Annotated in this window: 15 protein-coding genes; 4 read left to right on the forward strand and 11 right to left on the reverse strand. The window is 49.0% G+C overall.

Annotated elements, in window-relative coordinates:
• Window positions 1-89: 89 nt before the first annotated feature.
• Genes BM334_RS03060 through BM334_RS03085 form a run of 6 tightly spaced genes read right to left on the reverse strand, consistent with a single transcriptional unit; the run spans window position 90 to window position 7,010 of the window.
• Window positions 90-1,835, reverse strand: a complete 1,746-nt coding sequence (locus BM334_RS03060) for a BatD family protein (RefSeq protein ID WP_092837728.1) — start codon at window positions 1,833-1,835, stop codon at window positions 90-92.
• Complete coding sequence (locus tag BM334_RS03065; RefSeq protein WP_092837731.1) at window positions 1,835-3,631, reverse strand: VWA domain-containing protein; 1,797 nt, start codon at window positions 3,629-3,631, stop codon at window positions 1,835-1,837. Before BM334_RS03065 ends, BM334_RS03060 begins: the two co-directional genes overlap by 1 nt.
• On the reverse strand, window positions 3,624-4,610 hold the full coding sequence (locus tag BM334_RS03070) for a vWA domain-containing protein (RefSeq protein ID WP_092837734.1): 987 nt from the start codon (window positions 4,608-4,610) through the stop codon (window positions 3,624-3,626). Before BM334_RS03070 ends, BM334_RS03065 begins: the two co-directional genes overlap by 8 nt.
• On the reverse strand, window positions 4,607-5,095 hold the full coding sequence (locus BM334_RS03075) for a DUF4381 domain-containing protein (protein ID WP_157981856.1): 489 nt from the start codon (window positions 5,093-5,095) through the stop codon (window positions 4,607-4,609). Before BM334_RS03075 ends, BM334_RS03070 begins: the two co-directional genes overlap by 4 nt.
• A complete protein-coding gene (locus BM334_RS03080; protein ID WP_092837740.1) occupies window positions 5,092-6,057 on the reverse strand; it encodes a DUF58 domain-containing protein in 966 nt (321 codons plus the stop codon). The genes BM334_RS03075 and BM334_RS03080 overlap by 4 nt, the downstream gene beginning before the upstream one ends.
• Window positions 6,054-7,010 (reverse strand): AAA family ATPase, encoded by a 957-nt coding sequence (locus BM334_RS03085; protein ID WP_092837742.1) that lies wholly within the window; start codon window positions 7,008-7,010, stop codon window positions 6,054-6,056. Before BM334_RS03085 ends, BM334_RS03080 begins: the two co-directional genes overlap by 4 nt.
• A 205-nt stretch (window positions 7,011-7,215) precedes the next feature.
• On the opposite strand from BM334_RS03085, the gene fadI reads away from it, so the two are divergent.
• Genes fadI through BM334_RS03100 form a run of 3 tightly spaced genes read left to right on the forward strand, consistent with a single transcriptional unit; the run spans window position 7,216 to window position 10,870 of the window.
• On the forward strand, window positions 7,216-8,526 hold the full coding sequence (fadI, locus tag BM334_RS03090) for an acetyl-CoA C-acyltransferase FadI (protein WP_092837745.1): 1,311 nt from the start codon (window positions 7,216-7,218) through the stop codon (window positions 8,524-8,526).
• Window positions 8,526-10,649 carry a fatty acid oxidation complex subunit alpha FadJ gene (fadJ, locus tag BM334_RS03095; RefSeq protein WP_092837748.1) on the forward strand — a complete coding sequence of 708 codons (2,124 nt, stop codon included), beginning with the start codon at window positions 8,526-8,528 and terminating at the stop codon, window positions 10,647-10,649. The genes fadI and fadJ overlap by 1 nt, the downstream gene beginning before the upstream one ends.
• A gap of 23 nt (window positions 10,650-10,672) precedes the next feature.
• Complete coding sequence (locus BM334_RS03100; protein ID WP_055438306.1) at window positions 10,673-10,870, forward strand: hypothetical protein; 198 nt, start codon at window positions 10,673-10,675, stop codon at window positions 10,868-10,870.
• Here the strand turns inward: BM334_RS03100 and BM334_RS03105 are convergent.
• From BM334_RS03105 to nadK, 5 genes are all read right to left on the reverse strand, one after another.
• A complete protein-coding gene (locus BM334_RS03105; protein WP_092837751.1) occupies window positions 10,845-13,448 on the reverse strand; it encodes an EAL domain-containing protein in 2,604 nt (867 codons plus the stop codon). The two genes, BM334_RS03100 and BM334_RS03105, sit on opposite strands and share 26 nt — an antisense overlap.
• A gap of 71 nt (window positions 13,449-13,519) precedes the next feature.
• Complete coding sequence (locus BM334_RS03110) at window positions 13,520-16,279, reverse strand: insulinase family protein (RefSeq protein WP_092837754.1); 2,760 nt, start codon at window positions 16,277-16,279, stop codon at window positions 13,520-13,522.
• A gap of 59 nt (window positions 16,280-16,338) precedes the next feature.
• The gene (locus tag BM334_RS03115) at window positions 16,339-16,692 is read right to left on the reverse strand and encodes an outer membrane protein assembly factor BamE (RefSeq protein ID WP_092837757.1); all 354 of its coding nucleotides are present in this window, start codon (window positions 16,690-16,692) and stop codon (window positions 16,339-16,341) included.
• Between the two features lie 49 nt (window positions 16,693-16,741).
• Window positions 16,742-18,418, reverse strand: a complete 1,677-nt coding sequence (recN, locus tag BM334_RS03120; RefSeq protein WP_092837760.1) for a DNA repair protein RecN — start codon at window positions 18,416-18,418, stop codon at window positions 16,742-16,744.
• Between the two features lie 89 nt (window positions 18,419-18,507).
• Window positions 18,508-19,398, reverse strand: coding sequence for an NAD(+) kinase (gene nadK, locus BM334_RS03125; RefSeq protein WP_092837763.1), 891 nt, complete (start codon window positions 19,396-19,398; stop codon window positions 18,508-18,510).
• A gap of 124 nt (window positions 19,399-19,522) precedes the next feature.
• Between nadK and grpE the strand changes: the two genes are divergently transcribed.
• Window positions 19,523-20,104: a nucleotide exchange factor GrpE gene (grpE, locus tag BM334_RS03130; RefSeq protein WP_092837766.1), complete on the forward strand. Its 582-nt coding sequence runs from the start codon at window positions 19,523-19,525 to the stop codon at window positions 20,102-20,104.
• Window positions 20,105-20,180 lie beyond the last annotated feature (76 nt).

Genomic DNA, 20,180 nt, shown 5'->3' on the forward strand with positions numbered 1-20,180 from the left:
ACTTCATTAAGTGAAGAACGACAAGAATCCGTAGACAGTCAATCTGTTTACGGATTTTTTTTGCATTTGAACTCTCTAGCGCTACGGTATCAACTAGGGTAAAGGTCGGGCAAAACCGATTCTTTTGGTGCTTTCCCTGCTTGTTTACGAAGTTTTTCAGCTGCTTTCAGCGCCCGAATGAGCGCCTTTCCTTCTTGCCATGAAATATCTTTTCCCGCATAACGTGAGCGCTGTAAGTGCTCAATTTGGCTGCTTAGCGGTGGGTGGTCATAAAACTCAGCCACTTGATTCAAATCAGTAACGCTGACTGAATAACGGGCGCTTAGCCAATGCCGTAAGGCCTTGTCAGTAGCAGGTGCGTTATTTTGCTTGGCGGCGTGCTCAAGTGCTGCCCAACTATGTTTGTGTTCTTGGTTTTCTACCGGCACAGCCGGCGACGGCGCATTGTTGCGTATGCTAGAACGGAACCACCACCAAGCCCACAGGGCAAGTGTAATAAGCCACAATCCAGCAAATATGATAGCCAGAAGAAAATAATGATTATTTACTTGTTGCTCTGGCTGCATAACGGGCTGGGTGGCTGGTGACGCCTGAGCCTGTGTGTTTTGTGGTTGCGTTGATTGTTGTGTCACCGGATTTTGCGTGTGGGCAATATCTTGTTGCAGCCCTTCAGCCGGCTTGATGTTAAAGGTTAGCGCTTCGCTAGTCGCTGATTCAGGGCGGTTCAAGCGGGTATTGAAGTACGTTAAGTTAACGGCCGGTATAGTTAATTCACCGCTTTGGCGCGGAATCACTGCGATAGTTTCGGTTCGTTGTGCAATAACACGCCCGTTACGTACCGTACTATTGAGTTCTGGTGCTTCTGGGTAAACGGACGCCTGCTCAAGCTCACTAATGCCTACTCTTGGTAACTGCTCTGGCGTAACCCCAATGGCGGTTAAGCGGTATTGAAGCGTTATCGGTTGGCCCACCGCAATGTCAGCTTGCGGATTCACTTGTTCAACACTCACACTAACGAGTTCAGAAGGCAACCAGTGCCCTTGCCAATTCTCAGGGCGTGGTAGCACTGTGATTTTTGTTGCAGGCGCTATAGTACTAACCGGCTGCGTTGCCGCAATTGATGAAAACACTGAGCGACTTGTTTCGCGGCTTATTTGCCCGTCGAACATGGGCCCTTCAATGGTGAAATCTCCGGAGCGTTGGGGCGTGATTAAGTAGGTGCGCTGAAATACTTGGTAGCGTTTACCGTTTATAATTTCATACGACTCTTCGTCTTTACCAAACTGGCGAACTTCTGCTAATTCAAGGGTTGGCGCGACAAGGTTGCCACTAAGCAGATTAGCACTAAGGTACAAGCGCGCAATGAGCTTGAACTGTTGCTGCACGTATACTTGATTGGACTCGACACTGGTTCGAATAAACGCTGGGCGTTGCTCAAGTTCGTCGGTGGCTGCTTGGGCGTCTAAAATTTTAAGCTCAATGGCATTGCTGCTGGCATTATTAATGGTAATGGGCGGAATTCGCACAATGCCAGGTGTTGACGGTGCTTGTAAGGTTACGACAAAAGACGTGGTACGGCTGCTTACGCCATTCACCACACTGGTGCGCCGTGCTGAGCGTGTATTTAACACTCGAAATTCAGATAATGCTTGTTCAGGGTTCCAAGCTGACTGGGGCACGTCGTCGTTTACTGTGACTGTTAGGGTAAAAGGTTCGCTTTGCACAATTGGATTTTTGTCAACGCTAGCAACAACGTCTAACTCTTGTGCAATAGCAAAGTTTGCGCAGAGAAAAAAGCAGATAAACCCCATAAAACTGTGTCGTAAATTACTCATTACCACTGTTTCTCTACTCCTGGTGTTAGGTTTTGTCGACGGCGTTGTTGGGCTTCATAGCGCATCTTTTGGCGCAATAGCTCTGCTGGATTATCTTCAATACGATTTAGCCACTGTTGCATTTGTTGCTGCATTTCTTCGCTAGTCGGGTCGCCAGAAGCGCTGTTCAGCGGCTGTTTTTGCTCACCATTTTCGGCTGATTGCTGTTGCTTGCCCGCTTCAGATTTTTGTTGTTCCTGTTGCCGCTGTTGCTCTTCATCAGCAGGGCTTGTCGATGACTCTTCTGTTTGTTCGGTGGTGTCGTTGCGTTGTTGTGAATTACTGTCACCTTGCTGGCCCGACTGTTGATTCGACGATTGTTGGCCAGTTTGTTGCTGACCCTTTTGTTCGCCTTGCTGCTGTTGCTGTTCTTGCTGTTTTTTTAATTGCTCGGCGAGCTCGTGGTTTTGTTGTGCTGCTGGCCAGTTTGGTCGGCGCTTTAAGGCGGCGTCGTAGGCATTTGCTGCTTCATCATAACGCTGCATTTGCATGAGTGCATTGCCCTGATTATAAAAGCCTTCGGCACTGTCTAACTGAGAAAAATCAACCAGCGCTTGATCATAGTTACCCGCACGGTAATTTGCGGTGCCGCGCTGCCAAGGGTCTGGTGAAATAGCCGCGGCTGTTTCGTAATCGCCGTTGCGTAGCGCCTGATCAGCTTGTTGGTAGGGCGTTTGCCAAAGTTGTTCCTGCCAGCTTAATGGCTCGCGTTTTGCCGCGAGTAAACTTGGTGAATAGCTACCCACACCAATCGCAACAATAGCAACGAAGCCGACAAGAATGCCGCGCCGAGCTAGGGGTAGCAACAGTAACATTATGATTGGAATAAACCACGCACCTTGATCAAGCCATTGGTCGCCTGCTTGAAGTTGCGACGCTTCGCCTTCGCGAGTGCGGGGCGGCAAACTAGAAAGGTAGTTGATGTCTTCTTGATCGGACTGCACCACAGCAAAACGGCCACCGCTGCGCTGGGCAAGGGTGTCTAAATTGCCGGTAATTAACTGCGGAATGACAATATTATCTGAGCTATCACGCAGCAGTCGGCCATCTGGCAGTTGAATAGGCGCACCTTCTGCTGTGCCCACGGCTAACACGTTAATACGGTGATTAGTGCGACTAATAAAGTCATTTATATCAATCACATCGCGGCTGTCTATGCCATCGGTAAGCCAATAGATGTCACCTTCGGCGTGGCCGGCGTCGCGCAATAATTGGTCGGCCAAATTTAACGCACGAAGCGGGGCGCTGCCGAGGTTTGGCATAATATCAGGGCTTAATGCGCGAATAAGGTTGCCTAAATTCGCTCCGTCACTGGTCAACGGGCTAATGGTAAATGCATCAGCCGCATAGGCAACGAGACCAATTTCTCCATCAAGTTTATCGCGGACTAAGTCAGTTGCTTTGAAGCGCATCTGGCTGAGCCGGTTCGGGCTTACATCAGTGCTATAAACCGACAACGACATGTCCATGATCACCACAGAACCAGCCTGTAGGTTATATACCGGTTGTGGCAAGCGTTGCCAGGTTGGGCCAGCTAACGCAACGCAAGTTAAGGTTAACGCGCTGCTGATAATGACTAGCGGCCAGCGTAGTGACATTGATTTATCAGACGGTAATAACACGTGGCGCAAATGATCTGGAATAATGCGTGCCCAGCCATGTTGAGACTGGCAAAAGCGCCAAGCAATGAAGCCGAGTATGACAACAAGGAAGGCCGCGGCTAACCACCAAGGGCGAATAAAATGAAACTCAGCCATGTTGCCTCCTGCGGTTTATAGTGTACACAGCAAACAGGGCTATCATGATAAGCCACGCTGCGCCAAGCGGCCAAAAATAGAGTGCGGTTTGCGGGCGGCGTAATTGTTGCTCGCCTTGTACCGGCTCAAAGGCGTCGAGTTCAGTATAAATTTCTGCCAACTCTTCAGTGCTACGCGCACGAAAATAGGCGCCACCGGTTTCGTTAGCGAGTTGGCTTAGCATAGCTTCGTCAAGGTCTCGGCTTGGGTTCACGCGACGTTGACCGAAAAAGCTATCCACGACAATTTCCTCGGCTCCCACACCAATGGTGTAGATTTTGACGCCATGATATTTCGCAAGCTGCAGTGCCTGATCGGGTGACACTTGTCCGGCAGTATTCTGACCATCGGTTACCAATACTAATATTTTATTGGTGTCTGGCCGTGCAGCAAAGCGTTTTACCGCAAGCGCAATGGCGTCGCCAATGGCGGTTCGCTCGCCGATGAGGCGCAATACAGTTTCGTCGAGCATGCGTTGCACCGTCGCGCGGTCAAACGTCATGGGGGCTTGTACATAGGCGGTATCGGCAAACAGAATTAGCCCTAAGCGGTCGCCGATGCGCCGTTCAATGAAGTCGCTCATGACATGTTTCAGCATGGTTAAGCGGTCAACTTGCTCGCCGTTGATTTCCATGTCAGCAATTTCCATACTGCCGGATAAGTCGACCGCAATCATCATTTCACGCGCGTCGTTGCGCGCAGCGACGGGTTCGCCTAGCCATTGTGGACGCATGAGGGCAAGTACCAATAATGTCCAAATAACCAAGCCTGTAACGAGTTGCCAACGGCTTGCTTTAAAGCTGTAGGTGGCCGAAGCAAGGCTAGGCAGCACAGCCACCGCCAGTGGTTGCTGACGTGCCTGCCGCGGTTTGCGTATATAACGATAGATGAATGGCAGCGGCCACAGTATTAGCGCCCATAACCAAACAAAATCAATCATGATTGACCTCGCGATGGCGGTAAGGCTTGGCGTAGCCAAAGCTCGGCAAAGTTAAGGTACTCGGTCAGCCATTGCTGTTGCACGGTAATAGGTTGGTAGGCAGCCTGTTGCAAGGCGTCTATTAAAGGTTGATAACGCTGTTGCTGGCGCGCGCTTAGTTGGCTGCGTAAAAACTGCCACCAGGCCGCGTTGTCGGTATTGCTAATACGAGCACGAGGGAAGTACGCCAAAGCCGCTTGTTTCAATAACAGTGAAATATCATGAAGTGCTAGGTTTGGTTGTTGTTGCAGTTGCGCCAATTGCTGTAATGCTTGCCGACGCGCACGACGACGCTGAAATGCGCGTATAGAAAACCACAAGCTGAGTGCCACAAGCGTGAGCGCTGCGCTGATTAATGCATACCAGCCCGGCGCCAATGGCCACCACTGGGCCGCCGGAGCTGCGACGATGTCTTGTAATTGAACTTGGTTGTCGAGTTGTATCACAAGATAACTCCTGGCCATTGCAGCTCAATAGGCTCGGCTGCACTAAACTGCTGTACCGTCAAACCAAGCTGTTGCCATTGCTTAAGCATAGCTTGTTGGTGTTGCTGCATGGCTTTGGCATACGCTTGGGTTTGGTGTTGATTGCTAGGGTCAATAATAACCTGTTGGCCGTCATTGGTTAATGGCAGTTGATCACTGGTTGCGAATGTTGGTATGGCCAACTCCAGTGGGTCGATTATTTGAAAAGCTTGCAACTGACAATGGCGCTGCAACGCTAATAAGCTACGCCAAGTTGACGCATCGGTATTGAGCCAGTCACTAATTAAATAGATTAGGCTACCTGGGCGTGCAACATGTTGCAGACGCTCTAATGCGTGATGAAAATGGTTACTTGTACCGCGCTGTTGCTGCCACTGTGCAACAGCGGTTGTTTGTTGCTGCACCAAATGATGAATGATGTTGAGCACACCATGATGGCGCGCCTGGGGGCGCAGCTCAACGTGGCCTTGGGTACCCGCGTCTTGTGAGGTTGAAATGAGTGCACCAATGCGGTCGTTGCGAGCTACAGCAAGCCACGCAAGCGCAGCAGCTAAGTGACACGCCTGCACTGATTTCAACAGCAATTGGCTGCCGAAATGCATGCTGTCGCTTAAATCGACCACCACAAATACCGGACGTTCACGCTCTTCGCGAAACAGCTTGGTATGCGGCGTACCCGTGCGCGCCGTAACACGCCAGTCAATGGCGCGAATATCGTCGCCCGCTTGGTAGTGCCGAAACTCGTCAAACTCCATGCCTCGGCCTTTGAACTTACTCATTAACGCACCGGTTTGGCTTGGTGGTGGGTTCAAACGACGAAAACGTTGAAACGCGCCGACTTTACTACGGTAATACATAAGCTCGTGGCTACTGACATGAACGCCGTTGCTGTGCCACGTTGTTAACCACTGGGTATTGCTCATGGTGCCGGAACAAGCTCAAGAATTTGCGCCAAAACCTGGTCTGTGCTGATACCGTCGGCTTCAGCTTGATAGCTTAAAATAATGCGGTGGCGTAGTACTTTTGCGTACACCGCGTGAATATCATCTGGTGTCACGTAGTCGCGCTGTTGTAACCATGCTCGGGCGCGTGCGCAGCGATCGAGTGAAATAGTGGCTCGTGGGCTAGCGCCGTAGCTTATCCAACGTGCTAAGTCGCTACTATAAAAGCTAGGCTCACGGGTGGCGATAATCAGCTGAACCAAGTAGTTTTCTACCGCTTCGTCCATATAAATGCCAAGTACGTCTTTGCGCGCCTTGAAAATATCTTCTTGTTGCAACGGCTTCGGCATATCCGCTTGGCCTTGCAATTCTTCACCACGCGTTAAGCGTAAAATGTCTCTTTCAGTGTCGGCATTGGGGTAACCGAGACTCAAATGCATCACAAAGCGGTCAAGCTGCGCCTCGGGTAACGGGTAGGTGCCTTCTTGCTCTAGCGGGTTTTGAGTGGCCAGCACCATAAATAGCGGTGGTAGTGGGTAGGTTTTTTGCCCCACAGTAATTTGCCGTTCGGCCATGGCTTCAAGCAGCGCTGACTGAACTTTTGCTGGGGCTCGGTTAATTTCATCGGCCAAAATAATATTATGAAACAGTGGCCCTTGTTGGAACACGAATTCACCGGTTTCTGGGCGATAAATGTCGGTGCCGGTTAAATCAGCAGGGAGCAAGTCGGGGGTGAACTGCACGCGATGAAAACTACCTTCAACACCTTTGGCAAGCGCGTTTACGGCACGTGTTTTAGCAAGCCCTGGTGGGCCCTCTACCAGTAGATGACCATCGGCAAGCAAGGCAATAAGCAAGCTTTCGGTAAAGTCGGGTTGCCCCAAAACTTGGCTATCAAGATAATTGCGTAATGCTTGAAATTGTTCTGCTGCCATTAGAATCCTCTACTTTGTGCGTTAGCGCTATACAGTGACTATACTCTGTATTGATGGGGACTATTCTCTAAGTTCAAAGTTTAAGTTCGCACTTTACCGAAAACAACGGTTTAATTCTCGCCAAAGACCCGTTAAAATTTGTAACTATCTATGAGGTCAGACCAGATTAAGGAATGACCATAACAAAACAACAGAGGACAAATCTATGGCCGCACGTCAGAATCTGACCACTGCTGCAGGCGATCGCATTGCGATAGTCGCCGGCTTGCGTACGCCGTTTGCGAAACAAGCGACCTATTTCCACGGGGTTCCTGCACTTGATATGGGCAAAATGGTGGTGCAAGAGCTATTGAATCGGTACAGCTTAGACCCACGTGAAGTTGAGCAGCTAGTGTATGGCCAAGTGGTACAAATGCCCAAAGCGCCAAACATTGCCCGTGAAATTGTGCTGGGTACGAGTTTGCCGGTCACAACCGATGCTTACAGCGTATCACGCGCCTGTGCGACAAGCTTTCAAACTACGGTGAATGTGGTGGAAAGCATGATGGCTGGCAATATTTCTGTTGGTATTGCCGGTGGGGCCGATTCGTCGTCGGTGTTACCTATTGGTGTTTCTCGTGCGTTGGCACATGCTTTAGTCGACTTAAACAAAGCGCGTACCTTAGGCCAGCGCCTCGCTATTTTGAAGCGTTTACGTTTTAAAGACTTAATGCCAGTGCCGCCGGCCATTGCTGAATACAGCACTGGGCTGACAATGGGCGACACCGCTGAGCAAATGGCAAAAACGCACAGCATTAGCCGTGCTGATCAAGACGCCTTGGCTCATCGGTCACACACCTTAGCCCATGAGTCATGGGAGGCCGGCAAGTTAGATGCAGAAGTGATGACTGCTTATGCTGAGCCGTACAAAGACTTCTTGAAGCGTGATAACACGGTGCGCAGCGACTCGAAATTAGACGGCTACGCGAAATTGCGGCCGGTGTTTGATAAAAAACATGGCTCGGTAACGGCTGCCAATAGTACCGCCTTAACCGACGGTGCCAGTGCTATTTTGTTAATGACCGAAAGCAAAGCCAAAGCGCTAGGCTATGAAGTGTTAGGTTACGTGCGTAGTTACGCTTTTAGCGCCATTGATGTGTGGGAAGACATGTTAATGGGGCCTTCGTATGCAACCCCAATTGCACTTGACCGTGCCGGCATGAAGCTCAGCGATTTAACCCTGATTGAAATGCATGAAGCCTTTGCAGCACAAACATTGGCTAACATGAAAATGTTTGCGAGCAAAAAGTTTGCACAAGACAAGCTAGGGCGCAGCGAAGCCATTGGCGAAATTGACATGGACAAATTCAACGTCATGGGCGGTTCGTTGGCGTATGGTCACCCGTTTGCGGCAACCGGTACACGGTTAATTACGCAAACTTTGAATGAACTAAAACGTCGCGGCGGTGGTGTTGGTTTAACCACAGCCTGTGCGGCTGGTGGTTTAGGTGCAGCAATGATTGTGGAGACCGAATAATGAGTGAACAAAAGGCATTCACGTTAGAACTACGTGACGATAAGGTTGCGGTTATTCACATTGACGTGCCGGGCGAGTCGATGAACACGCTAAAGGCTTCTTTTGCCGAAGAAGTCGCACAAGTAATGAATAAGATTGAACAGCACAACGACTTGAAAGGCGTGGTGGTGATTAGCGACAAGCCAGGATCATTTGTGGCTGGCGCTGACATTAGCATGATTGATGCGTGCGAAACGGCGGCTGATACCGAAAGCCTTGCGCGCCAAGGTCAGGCTATGTTTGATCGTATTGAGCAGCTGAACGTGCCTGTGGTTGCGGCCATAGATGGCGCTTGTTTAGGTGGCGGCTTAGAGCTCGCGTTGGCCTGTCATTATCGGGTTGCAACCGACAGTGGCAAAACCGTGATTGGCCTGCCGGAAGTACAACTAGGTTTGTTACCTGGTTCGGGCGGTACGCAACGGCTACCGCGTTTAATTGGTGTACAAAAAGCATTGCCACTTATTTTAACCGGCAAGCAATTACGTGCGAAGCAAGCCAAAAAGCTCGGTATTGTTGATGATGTGGTGCCGGCCAGTATTTTGCTTGACGCAGCCATTGAGCTGGCGCTTAAAAGCAAAGCAAAAGTGCGTAAGGTGCAACATTCAACGCTGAACAAAATGCTTGAAGGTACCGGCGTGGGTCGGGGCATTATTTTTAGCAAGGCTCGCGAGCAAGCGCAGGCCAAAGCTAAGGGGAATTATCCGGCGTTGGATAAAATTATCGACACCATTGCGTATGGTGCCGATAAGGGCTTTAAAGCCGGTTTAGAATTCGAGGCACGCTCGTTTGGCGAGCTGGCCATGACGCCTGAGTCAAAACAGCTGCGCAATATTTTCTTTGCCACCACAGCAATGAAAAAAGAAACCGGCGCTGGCGATACCAAGCCGCGTGACATTCAACGTGTGGGTGTTCTTGGTGGTGGCTTAATGGGCGGCGGCATTGCTTATGTGACTGCAGCCAAAGCTGGTTTGCCAGCGCGTATTAAAGACATCAACGAGAACGGAATTGTACACGCATTGAAGTACAGCTATGACTTGTTGAATAAGAAAGTCAAACGCAAACATATGGCGCGTGCTGAGCTTGAAGCAACCATGCTGCGGTTAAGTGGTAGCTTAGATTACACTGGGTTCGATCAAGCTGACGTGGTTATTGAAGCGGTATTTGAAGATTTAAACCTTAAACAGCAAATGGTGGCTGATGTTGAAGCAGCTGGCCACGAAAATACGATTTTTGCGACCAATACTTCAAGCTTGCCAATTACCAAAATTGCAGCCAATGCAAAACGCCCTGAGAATGTGATCGGATTACATTACTTTTCGCCGGTTGATAAAATGCCGTTGGCTGAAATTATCACCCACGAGGGCACGTCTGACGAGACCATTGCCACCACAGTAGCGCTTGCCAAAAAACAAGGCAAAACGCCGATTGTGGTGAAAGACGGTGCGGGTTTTTATGTGAACCGTATTTTGGCGCCATACATGAATGAAGCCGCGCGTTTGGTACTTGAAGGTGAGCCTATTGAGGTGGTTGATCAAGCGTTGGTGAAATTTGGTTTTCCAGTGGGACCCATGAAGTTAATGGACGAAGTGGGTATTGATGTTGCGGCCAAAGTCGCGCCAATTATGGCCGATGAGCTGGGCGAGCGATTCCGCGCGCCAGATGCGTTTGGCAAGTTGCTTGACGATGAGCGTAAGGGCAAGAAGAACCAAAAAGGTTTTTATGCCTATAGCGGTAAAAAGCCAGGCAAGAGCGTTGATGAGTCAGTATACAGCTTGTTAGGTATTAGCCCGTCAAGCAAACTCAGTGGCGAAGAAATTGCCCAACGTACCGCGTTGTTGATGCTTAACGAAGCTGCCTATTGTCTTGCTGAAGGTATTATTCGCAGCCCGCGCGACGGCGACATCGGTGCTATTTTCGGGATTGGTTTCCCGCCGTTCCGCGGTGGTCCTTTCCGTTATATGGATGCGGTTGGCGTGACTGAAATTGTGAAACGCCTACAAGGCTATCAACAGCAACATGGCGAGCGTTACACCCCAGCGCCGTTGTTACTGAAAATGGCCGAAAACAATGAGAGTTTTTACTAGGCGTTATCTGACTAGGAGTTAAAATGTTTATTGCGCTGTGTTGTTTGTTGTCTGCGCTGACGTTATACATTCAAGCTTTAACCCATGCCATGGGTGCTAAACGCTGGGGCACCATGGGGCTGTTATTAGGCCCCTTGGTGCTACCGATGTTTTTTACTCATAAACGGATGCGCCTATTGAAGGCGCAAGGGCGTGCTAGTGTATCGATGCTGGTACGCTAATGTGTTGTACAAAAGCCTCGCTGCTAAGCGGCTCGGCAAATAAGTAACCTTGTGCAAATTCGCAGCTTAAGCGGCTTAACGTTGACGCTTGTGCTGTGTTAACAACCCCTTCAGCAACCACATCTAAGCCCATGTTATGTGCCATCGCGACGATAGAGGCAACCATGTTGCGGTCGCGGTCGGCGCCATTAATGTCATCCACAAAGGCTTTGTCGATTTTCAGCGTTTGAATAGGGAAGCGCTTTAAGTAGGCCAGCGACGAATAACCGGTACCAAAGTCATCAAGCGCTAAGTGAATACCGCATTGATTGAGCTCGGTCATGATTTCAATGGCGCGCTCTGGGTCTTCCATAACTACGCCTTCGGTAATTTCCAATTCTAAGTATTCTGGCGCCAACTTTTCTTCATTTAAGATGGCCATAATGCGCTTAGTAAGGTCGGGTTGCACAAACTGTTTGGCCGATAAGTTAACTGCCACGCGGCCTTGCACAGTGCCTTGTTCAACCCACTGGCGCATATCGCGACAGGTTTGGCGTAATACTTGCTCGCCCATTTCTATAATTAAGCCAGTTTCTTCAGCCAGCGGTATAAACTCACTTGGGTTAATCACCCCAGTGCCTGGAATGTTCAAACGCACCAGCGCCTCAAGCCCAACAAACTCATAGTTTCGTAGCGACACTTTAGGCTGATACATCACTTGAATGTGTTTGTTGCGTAACGCTAAACGCAGCTGGTTTTCAACTTGCAAGCGGCGTACGGCATTTTTGTTCATCGAGTCATTAAAGAACTGATAGTTGTGCCCGCCGCGATTTTTGGCATGGTACATGGCGGTATCGGCGTTTTGCAGTAGTTCTTGTGATGAGGTGCCATCATTCGGGTACACCACAATGCCAATTGAACTGCCAATGACAATGTCTTGATTGTCGACATGAAAAGCTTCACCAACTGTGGTCAAAATTTTGGTGGCAACATCGGTAATGGCGCTTAAATCGCTGGTGTCTTCAAGCATCAGCACAAATTCATCGCCACCCAAACGGAAGAAGGTGTCTTGTGGTCGGCCTACTTCAGCAATACGCTCAGCAACATGAAGTAATAGCTGATCGCCAATGTCGTGGCCCAGTGAATCGTTGATTTTCTTAAAGTCATCCAGATCAAATAACAACAGTGCATGTTGAATGCGCTTACGTACCAAGTTGGCGTGGCTAACCTGAAAATAGCTACGATTGGGCAACCCAGTGAGGGTGTCGGTATTTGATAGCCGGCGTAATTCGCGTTCCGCCGTTTTACGTTCAGTAATATCGGCAAATGTGGCCACGTAATGGGAAATACGCTCACTGTCGTCGCGAATGGCGTCAAGTGTTAGCTCCATTTGGTACAGGCTGCCGTCTTTACGCAAGTCTTCTACTTCGCCATGCCAGCTGCCATGCTGTTGCAGTAAGCGTTTAATTTGCTCCACATATTCGGGGCTATAGAGCTGCAATTGTAGCGGCCGGCCAATCATGTCTTCACGTGAAAAACCGGTGATTTTCGCTACCGAGGCGTTGGTTTCAATGACGTTAAATTCAGCGTCATAAATGCACACACCGTCAGAAATATTGGTAATCGATGTGGCGAGCATTTTTAAACGCTCTTCGGCTTCAACTAATGGGGTGATGTCTTTGAGCGTGCCGGTCATCCGGGTTGGCTGATGGTGCTCGTCGCGCTCAACCACTTTGCCACGGTCTAAAATAGACATCCAACCGTTTTCGGTTTTCACTCGATAGGTCATTTCAAAATAATTATTCGCGCCGTCTAAATGACGGCGCAATGCTTGTTGCAGCTTACGCAAATCAAGCGGGTGAATATTGGTTGGGGTGCCGCGCTTACCTGAACGTATATGGTCAATGGGGAACTCATTCAGATATCGCCAGCTGTTGTGGCGATGAATCGTACCATTGGGTATATCCCAGTCCCACAATTGATCGCCGCTGCCCCATAAGCTAAGTTTAAGACGCTCCTCACTATTGCGTAATTGCTTGATTGCAAGATGGCGAGCGCGAATCATAAAAAATACAGCGGTTAAAATAACCAGAACGAGCACCGTATATAACGCGATAGCCCACGGCGATAGCCAAGTAGGGGCTGCAACTTGCAGCTCAATGGTACGTGTACCGCCCCATGTTTTGCCGTCGTATGAGGCTTCTACTTTGAACGTGTAGTGACCAAAGCTAAGGTTGGTATAAGTGGCGCGGCGGTATTCTGAGTCGGTGTAAACCCAGTCTTTATCGAACCCTTGCATTTGATAACGATAATATAACAATCGTGCATTCGGTGCGTAGGGCGCCCCAAATTCTATGCTAAACGGGTCGTTAATATTCGGTAGGTATAAGGTTCGGGTGTTATATAACTGTGGACGATTGCGCGTATCTAATTGCTGAGCACTGACCGGTTGGTTCGCCAAACGCAGATTTATGAGTTCAACTTGCCAATCAGCTGCTTGAACTTGCGCTTCAACTTGCGCAGCTGAAAACGCGCAGACAATAACAATTGTCATGGCGAATGCACGCAGGCTGTTTAAAATCCGTTGAAAATTGGCCACGCTTATCCTCAGCAAAGGCTGTTTATTGTACAGCTCTTATATTTGTTATGTTATGAATTAAATTAAACAATTTATTGTGAACTGTCAAAGCTCACGGGGCTTGCTGAGAGAAACATTTGATGAGAGCTATTGTTAAATAATTGTTGTGCTCGATCGGTGAACGAATCATAGGTGAGTTTTTGCATGGCTTCAGCAATACGGTTAAGTCGCGAGAAATCATGATCTTGCTGTGTAATTGCACTCCACAAGCGCTGGCTACGGGCACGTAAAGTCGAGTCTGGCTCGGTAAGCTGCTGCGTCAAACTCTGCTGCACTTTGCGGAATTCCTCAGTATTGATTGACGCTAATATCTTAGGCACCGACGCAAAAAATTCACTGATTGCATTACTTATCGTTTTCGCATCTACCCGAGACGATTGCACGTAAAACATTAAGTGAGGCAGCTCTTGCATGGGTAAATAGCTAGTGCCGACCAAATACCCCAGCTGTTGTTCGGTGCGTAAACTACTGAAGAACCTTGGTTGTAATAGGTTATTCAAAAGCATAAATATGCCTTGCTCGGTCACATCCGTTTGATCTGACTGCAACACCGCTATGACTGCACTATCTGTGTGCTGTGTGGTGAGCTGTTGAGGTTGAGACAACTGGCTTAACGCAAGTGGAGTTAAGTCGGCAAACTGTAAGTCGCTATCTAAACCTAACCAAGCACGCAGTGCTTGATGTAACGGTTGTAGTTGCTCTTGATGCAAATCGCCATGGGCAAACAGTTGCACTGACGCTTGCAAAAATAGTTGCTCGGTTGTTTCGGTAAATGACGCAAAAGTGCTTTGCTCAAGGTTGTCAGCAAGCTTCAGAACTGAATAAGTATGCGGTTGTAATTGCACATTTAAGTGCGAGAACAATAAATTTAACGGCTTATGCAATAACGCCTGACGCCAATTTAGCAGCAACCGCTGCCGCAAATCATGCCAGCGTTGCTGCACAAACTTAGGGTTCTTCATGGCTTGCACAAGTGTGGTTGCTAGTTTCGGTACATAAAGCGCGGGGCCTGAAACGTGCAGCGTCATGCCTTGTTGCTGTGGGTATAAATTAAAATGTAACCCCGCTACTTCGGCGTCGTAGCATTGTTCATTGAGTTTATCGAGCATGAGCTCACACCAAAGGCGCGCAAGCGCAAAGCTGTCGGGACTTGCAATAACATTAGGTAACTGTAAGCCGAGGTATAAGTGCGCCTTGGGCTGTCGAAAGTCTAAGTCATGCAAATGCCAGCTGTGTAGCCCAGGCGCAATAATGTCGCGTTTGGGTTGCTCATGCTTCTCGTCAGGGGCTACCGTTTGCAATTTCCATGGCGTTTCAAGATAAGGATTTGGTTCAGGCAGTTGCGCGTCAATCGTTGCTGGTTCAATGAATTTACGGCGTCGTTCAAAGTGAATCGGGCGTACCTGATAGTGCGTGCCGTAAATGGGCTCGATGGTGTCTGTGTCGAGCTCTTTATGAATGACCGTAATGCGCATGTTATCTGGATGCATACAGTCCAAAAACTGGCGCGCTTTAGGTTCAAATAAACCGTCCATGCGGTAATCGCCAAAGATGATGTCTTCGGCTAAGTAATGCTGCAAATTAATGGCTAACTGCGGAGCAAGGTCGCTGGCTCGTGGCTGTTCTTGAAAGTTAAACGCGTTCATGACGCTCACACGGCGTTCGTTGTATCGCCAAGCTTGCAAGCCGTGCTCGCGAATTAACTGAATATAGCTGAATATCGCTTCGATAATATCATCGCGGTGTTTCATGCCCTCGGCGGTTAGCTGCATGTTGATATTGAAGTCTTTGAAGTTGCTACCGCTGATACCGCCGCCGGCTGCTAAAGAATTAATCCAGTGTTGGTTGCGTAAATAGCTGTACAAGCTATTTGGGCCTTCGTAGCCGAGAATATGGGCTATATAGCTAGTGGTCTTATTGGCGTAATCGTCGTCGATACCCGGCAAGGCGAAGGTTAAGATCAGTCGACGCGCATCTTTGATGGGTTGAACGTGCAGTTCAACCCCAAGCTGCTCGGTTAAATACAGCGGTTCGTCGACATAGAGCATGTCAGCACAGCCTGACTGAATAGGGCGGCCGTGCTGCTCTGCGAGCGCTTGTAATTGATCGAACGATTGCGGCCCAACCAACACCAGCGTCATTCGCCGAGCGCAATACCAGCGCTGAAAAAACTCACGTAATTGCTGTGCTAAGGGGGCATCAGGTTGGTTTTGCAGGGTTGATAAGTTACCCACTGAGAATTTGCTAAACGGATGCCGTGGGTTTGCCGTGGCTTTGTGCACTTGATATAAACGACGCAGTTCGTCTTGTCGCTTCAGTTGAAACTCTGACTCAATCGACTGTAATTCTTTTTCAACCCACTTTGGGTCAAGTTTAGGTTGATAGAAGAAACGCATAAAGCGGTCGAGCGCTTGCTCAAAGTAAGGCGCATCAATGGTGAAGTAATAGTTACTAAACTCGGTGCCTGTCCAAGCATTATGATTGCCGCCGTGGGCACTAATGAAGTCTTGATAATTATTGGCGTCGGGGTATTTGTCAGTACCTAAAAACAACATGTGCTCAAGGAAGTGAGCGAGGCCTTGAGCATGGTTTGGGTCATGGAAATGGCCAGCCCCAACGGCAAGTGCCGCGCTAGCTTGGCGCGCTTTAGGGTCATGCACCAGCACGCAGCGTAGCGCATTATCAAGCTGGATAATGCGGTAGCTACGTTTATCTGTTGGGCTTCTGGTTATCGCGTCATTATCAAGAATAACGCGAGTTGCAGAGAATACTTCCGAAGCATCAGTCGCCATCGTGCTCCCTAATCAAGCTTCCGAATGTGGAAGCAGCTAGCGCAGAGACTGCTGAATAACTACTGTTCTAGCGGTGTGTCGAAGTTTTCAGGTCGATCAAAATCACCTTCATAGCTTGCAAGTTTGCCTTCAACAAAGGTCAACTTCACGTTGCGCTGGTAATTTTCACTTTTGCTAACACCTGAGTTCATATTAAATACGTAAAACCACACATCTTGATCAAAAGCATTTTCAGCTACGGGCGTGCCAATAACATAAACGACTTGCTCTTTGGTCATGCCGACACGCAACTGATTGATGTCACGTTGCTCAAGGTAATTACCCTGCGGGATGTCGATGCGGTAAACCCAACTTTCGAAAACAGAACATCCGCTAAGGACGAGTAAACTACCTGCAATAATTAAAGCTTTCATAACACCTGCTGTTGATTTTGGTTTCTGAACCCGATGATAAACAATCGAGCTAGCTTACCGCAAGTAATTCAGCTGCATTTGCTTTGGTAGTTTCGGTGATTTCGTCACCACCAAGCAAACGCGCTAGTTCGATTACACGTGATTCTTTGTCTAGCTGAACCATATGCGTTTCTGTACTTGCGCCATCGGTAACTTTGTCTACCCGAAGCTGCTGATGGGCTTTCGCGGCAACTTGAGGTAAGTGTGTGACACAAATAACCTGATTTGATTCCCCAAGTTGACGTAATAATTTACCAACGGTTGCAGCGGTGGCGCCGCTAACACCTACGTCAACTTCGTCGAACATTAGGGTTGGCGTGGTTAATTGGCTTGCTGTGATCACTTGAATAGCCAAACTAATACGCGACAATTCACCACCAGAAGCTATTTTAGCCAATGGCTGTAATGGCTGGCCTGGGTTGGCGGTTACAGTAAAACAAACTTCGTCTGTACCAAGCCGTGTGGCAGGAGCCTGAGCTTGGTGATTGACTTCAATAACGAAACGACCATGCGGCATGTTCAGCTGCTGCATACTCTTCGCGATACGCTCGCTTAACTCGGTCGCAGCGCGTTGCCGGCTCTCAGATAGTTTTGTCGCCACCAAGCGATAATGGCTAGCGGCCTGTTCCACACGTGCGTCAATGTCTTCTGACTCAGCTTGGCTTGATTCAAGTTGGTTGAGCTCGGCCAACAATTGCTGGTGATGCTGTGCTAGTTGGCTTGGTTCTAATTGATGTTTGCGCGCTAGCTGAATAGCTTGCGTAACCCGTCGTTCAGCAATCACCAATTGTTCGTCATCCAATTCAATTTGGTCTTGGTAATGACGTAGCTCTCGTGCAGCTTCTTCTACTTGAACGCTCGCTTCATTAAGCATGCGTACCGCGTCGGTTAACGAAGGGTCATTATCAAGCTGGCTTTCTAAGCGCGAAATAGCACTTTGCAATAAGCTATACGCGTTATTGTGTTCACCTTCGTAAACCGCATTGAGCGCAAAGGCGGAGTCTTCTTGCAAGGCTGCACTATTGGTTAAACGCTTGTGCTGTTGCTCGAGTTCTTCAAATTCACCATCGGCTAAGGCAAAGTCGTTAAGCTCGCTAACTTGATAACGCAATAATTGCATGCGTGAGTCGACGTCGGCTTGCTGTTGGTGTAACTGTTTTTGCTGTTTACGCAGACTGTACCAGTGTTGGTAGGCCTCACTGACCTCGAGCAATACGTTTTGGTGGCGCGCATAAGCGTCAAGCAGTGTCAGTTGATGCTCCGGCTTGGTTAACAGTTGGTGCTCGTGCTGACCATGAATGTTCACCAACAAAGGTGCCAGTTGTTTCAGTTGCGATACGGTTGCTGGGTAGCCGTTGATCCAGGCCTTGGAGCGACCTTCGCGGGTAATTAAGCGGCGCAACACACAGTTTTGTGGTTCATCGTCTTGCAGTTCATTTTCACCTAACCAATGGCGTGCAGGCGTGGCCGTTTCACCGAGTTGAAAGGTGGCGGTCACTTCCGCCTTATCGGCTTCGACGCGAATGAGATCAACATCAGCGCGATCGCCTAAACATAAACCGAGTGCGTCTAGCGCAATCGATTTACCAGCACCGGTTTCGCCGGTGATTGCTGTCATGCCAGCAGAAAAGTCGATATCAAGTTGGCGAACAACCGCAAGGTTGCGAATTTGCATATGAAGCAGCATAAGACACCCCAAACACTGTGTATGTGTACAGTAGTTATACAGTATTTATACAGTAATGCAAGAGGGGCCTAAAAATTTTTCGTTCGCGGTTAGAACAAGCGGCTACCCCAGCCTAATTTGTTGCGCAGTACGCGGTAATAACTGTGGTCTTCTGGGTGAACTAAACGTAGGCGTTGAGGGTGTTGCTGAATAACCACGTCGTCGCCCGGCTGCACACTCATGCGTACATGGCCATCGCAACTTAGCTGCAAGGTGTCGTTGTCTGAGGCCGCGCGCAATCGAATGGTGCTGTGACCATCAACCACAATAGGGCGGCTGCTTAAGGTGTGTGGGAACATGGGTACCAAGGTCATGGCGTCTAAACCAGGCGTGAGAATAGGCCCACCGCCCGATAATGAATACGCGGTTGAGCCCGTTGGGGTGCTAATAATGAGCCCGTCTGAGCGTTGGCTATAGACAAACTCATCGTTGACGAACACCTCAAATTCGATCATGTGCGCCACTTTGTCAGAGTGCAGTACAACTTCATTAATAGCACGCCCAACGCTGTTTGATTTACCACAATGAAATACTTCTGCCTGCAATAAAAAGCGTTGCTCAATTTGGTAGTGGCCGGCTAATACGGGTTTGAGTTGCTCCACCACTTGGTCGGGGTCGAGGTCGGTGAGAAAGCCTAAATTACCACGGTTAACGCCAATAACAGCGACATCAGCCTCACAAAGAATACGGGCAGCACCTAACATGTTGCCGTCACCGCCCACCACGACAGCTAAATCAGCAGCTTCGCCTAAATGTTGCAGTGGCAACACCTTGGCCGCTGTGCTCGTGAGTTGCTCAGCAGTGCGGGCCTCAATCATCACGTCGAACCCCAGCGCTAGCAAACTGCGTTCAAGGGTTAGCAAGGTTTTACGCGTGGCTTCATGATGCACTTTGCCAATGAGCGCGATTCGCTTAAATGGTGGTTGCGTTGGTGTCGACATGTTTTTTCCTTTTTTTCGGCCAAATGACTTGAATCGTCAATAGCTGACCCCATAACTGCCTGCAAGATAGTTATATCACAACAAATTATTGTTCATTTGTGAATTTCAACCAAGAGTACGCGTTATGACCAAGAATGATTCAACCACGGCGGCAGAGAACCAGCAAGAGCCAACCGTAGAAACGACGGAAGAGCAAACTGAGCAGGTGGAAGCCGTTGATGACAATGCGCAACGTATTGAAGCGTTGGAGTTGGCGTTAAGCCAAGCCGAGCAGCGTGCTGATGATGCCAGCGATCGCGCCGTGCGAGCGGTTGCTGAAATGGAAAACATTCGTCGACGTTCGGCCCAAGAAGTGGAAAAAGCACACAAATTTGCGTTAGAGAAATTTGCCGGCGAATTGCTCGACAGTGTCGATAACTTAGAGCGAGCGTTGGATATTGCTGCGCAAGCGGAAGATGTCAACAAAGGCTTTCTTGAAGGCATTGAGTTAACCCACAAGAACTTACTTGGCACCTTAACCAAATTTGGTGTGGAAGCGGTCGGCGCAGTGGGTGATGCATTTAATCCTGATTTGCATCAGGCGATGGCCATGCAGCCGTCGGAAGAGCACGAAAACAACACCGTATTGGCGGTGATGCAAAAAGGCTACACCTTAAGTGGTCGCTTACTGCGCCCAGCCATGGTGATGGTGGTAAAAAATTCATAATAACCATACACGGGGTGTTGAAATGCGAAAAAGCCACCCCATATTTGAGTTATCAAACCTGTTTTAGATTATGAAG

Source organism: Pseudidiomarina donghaiensis, assembly GCF_900116895.1.
GTDB lineage: Bacteria > Pseudomonadota > Gammaproteobacteria > Enterobacterales > Alteromonadaceae > Pseudidiomarina > Pseudidiomarina donghaiensis.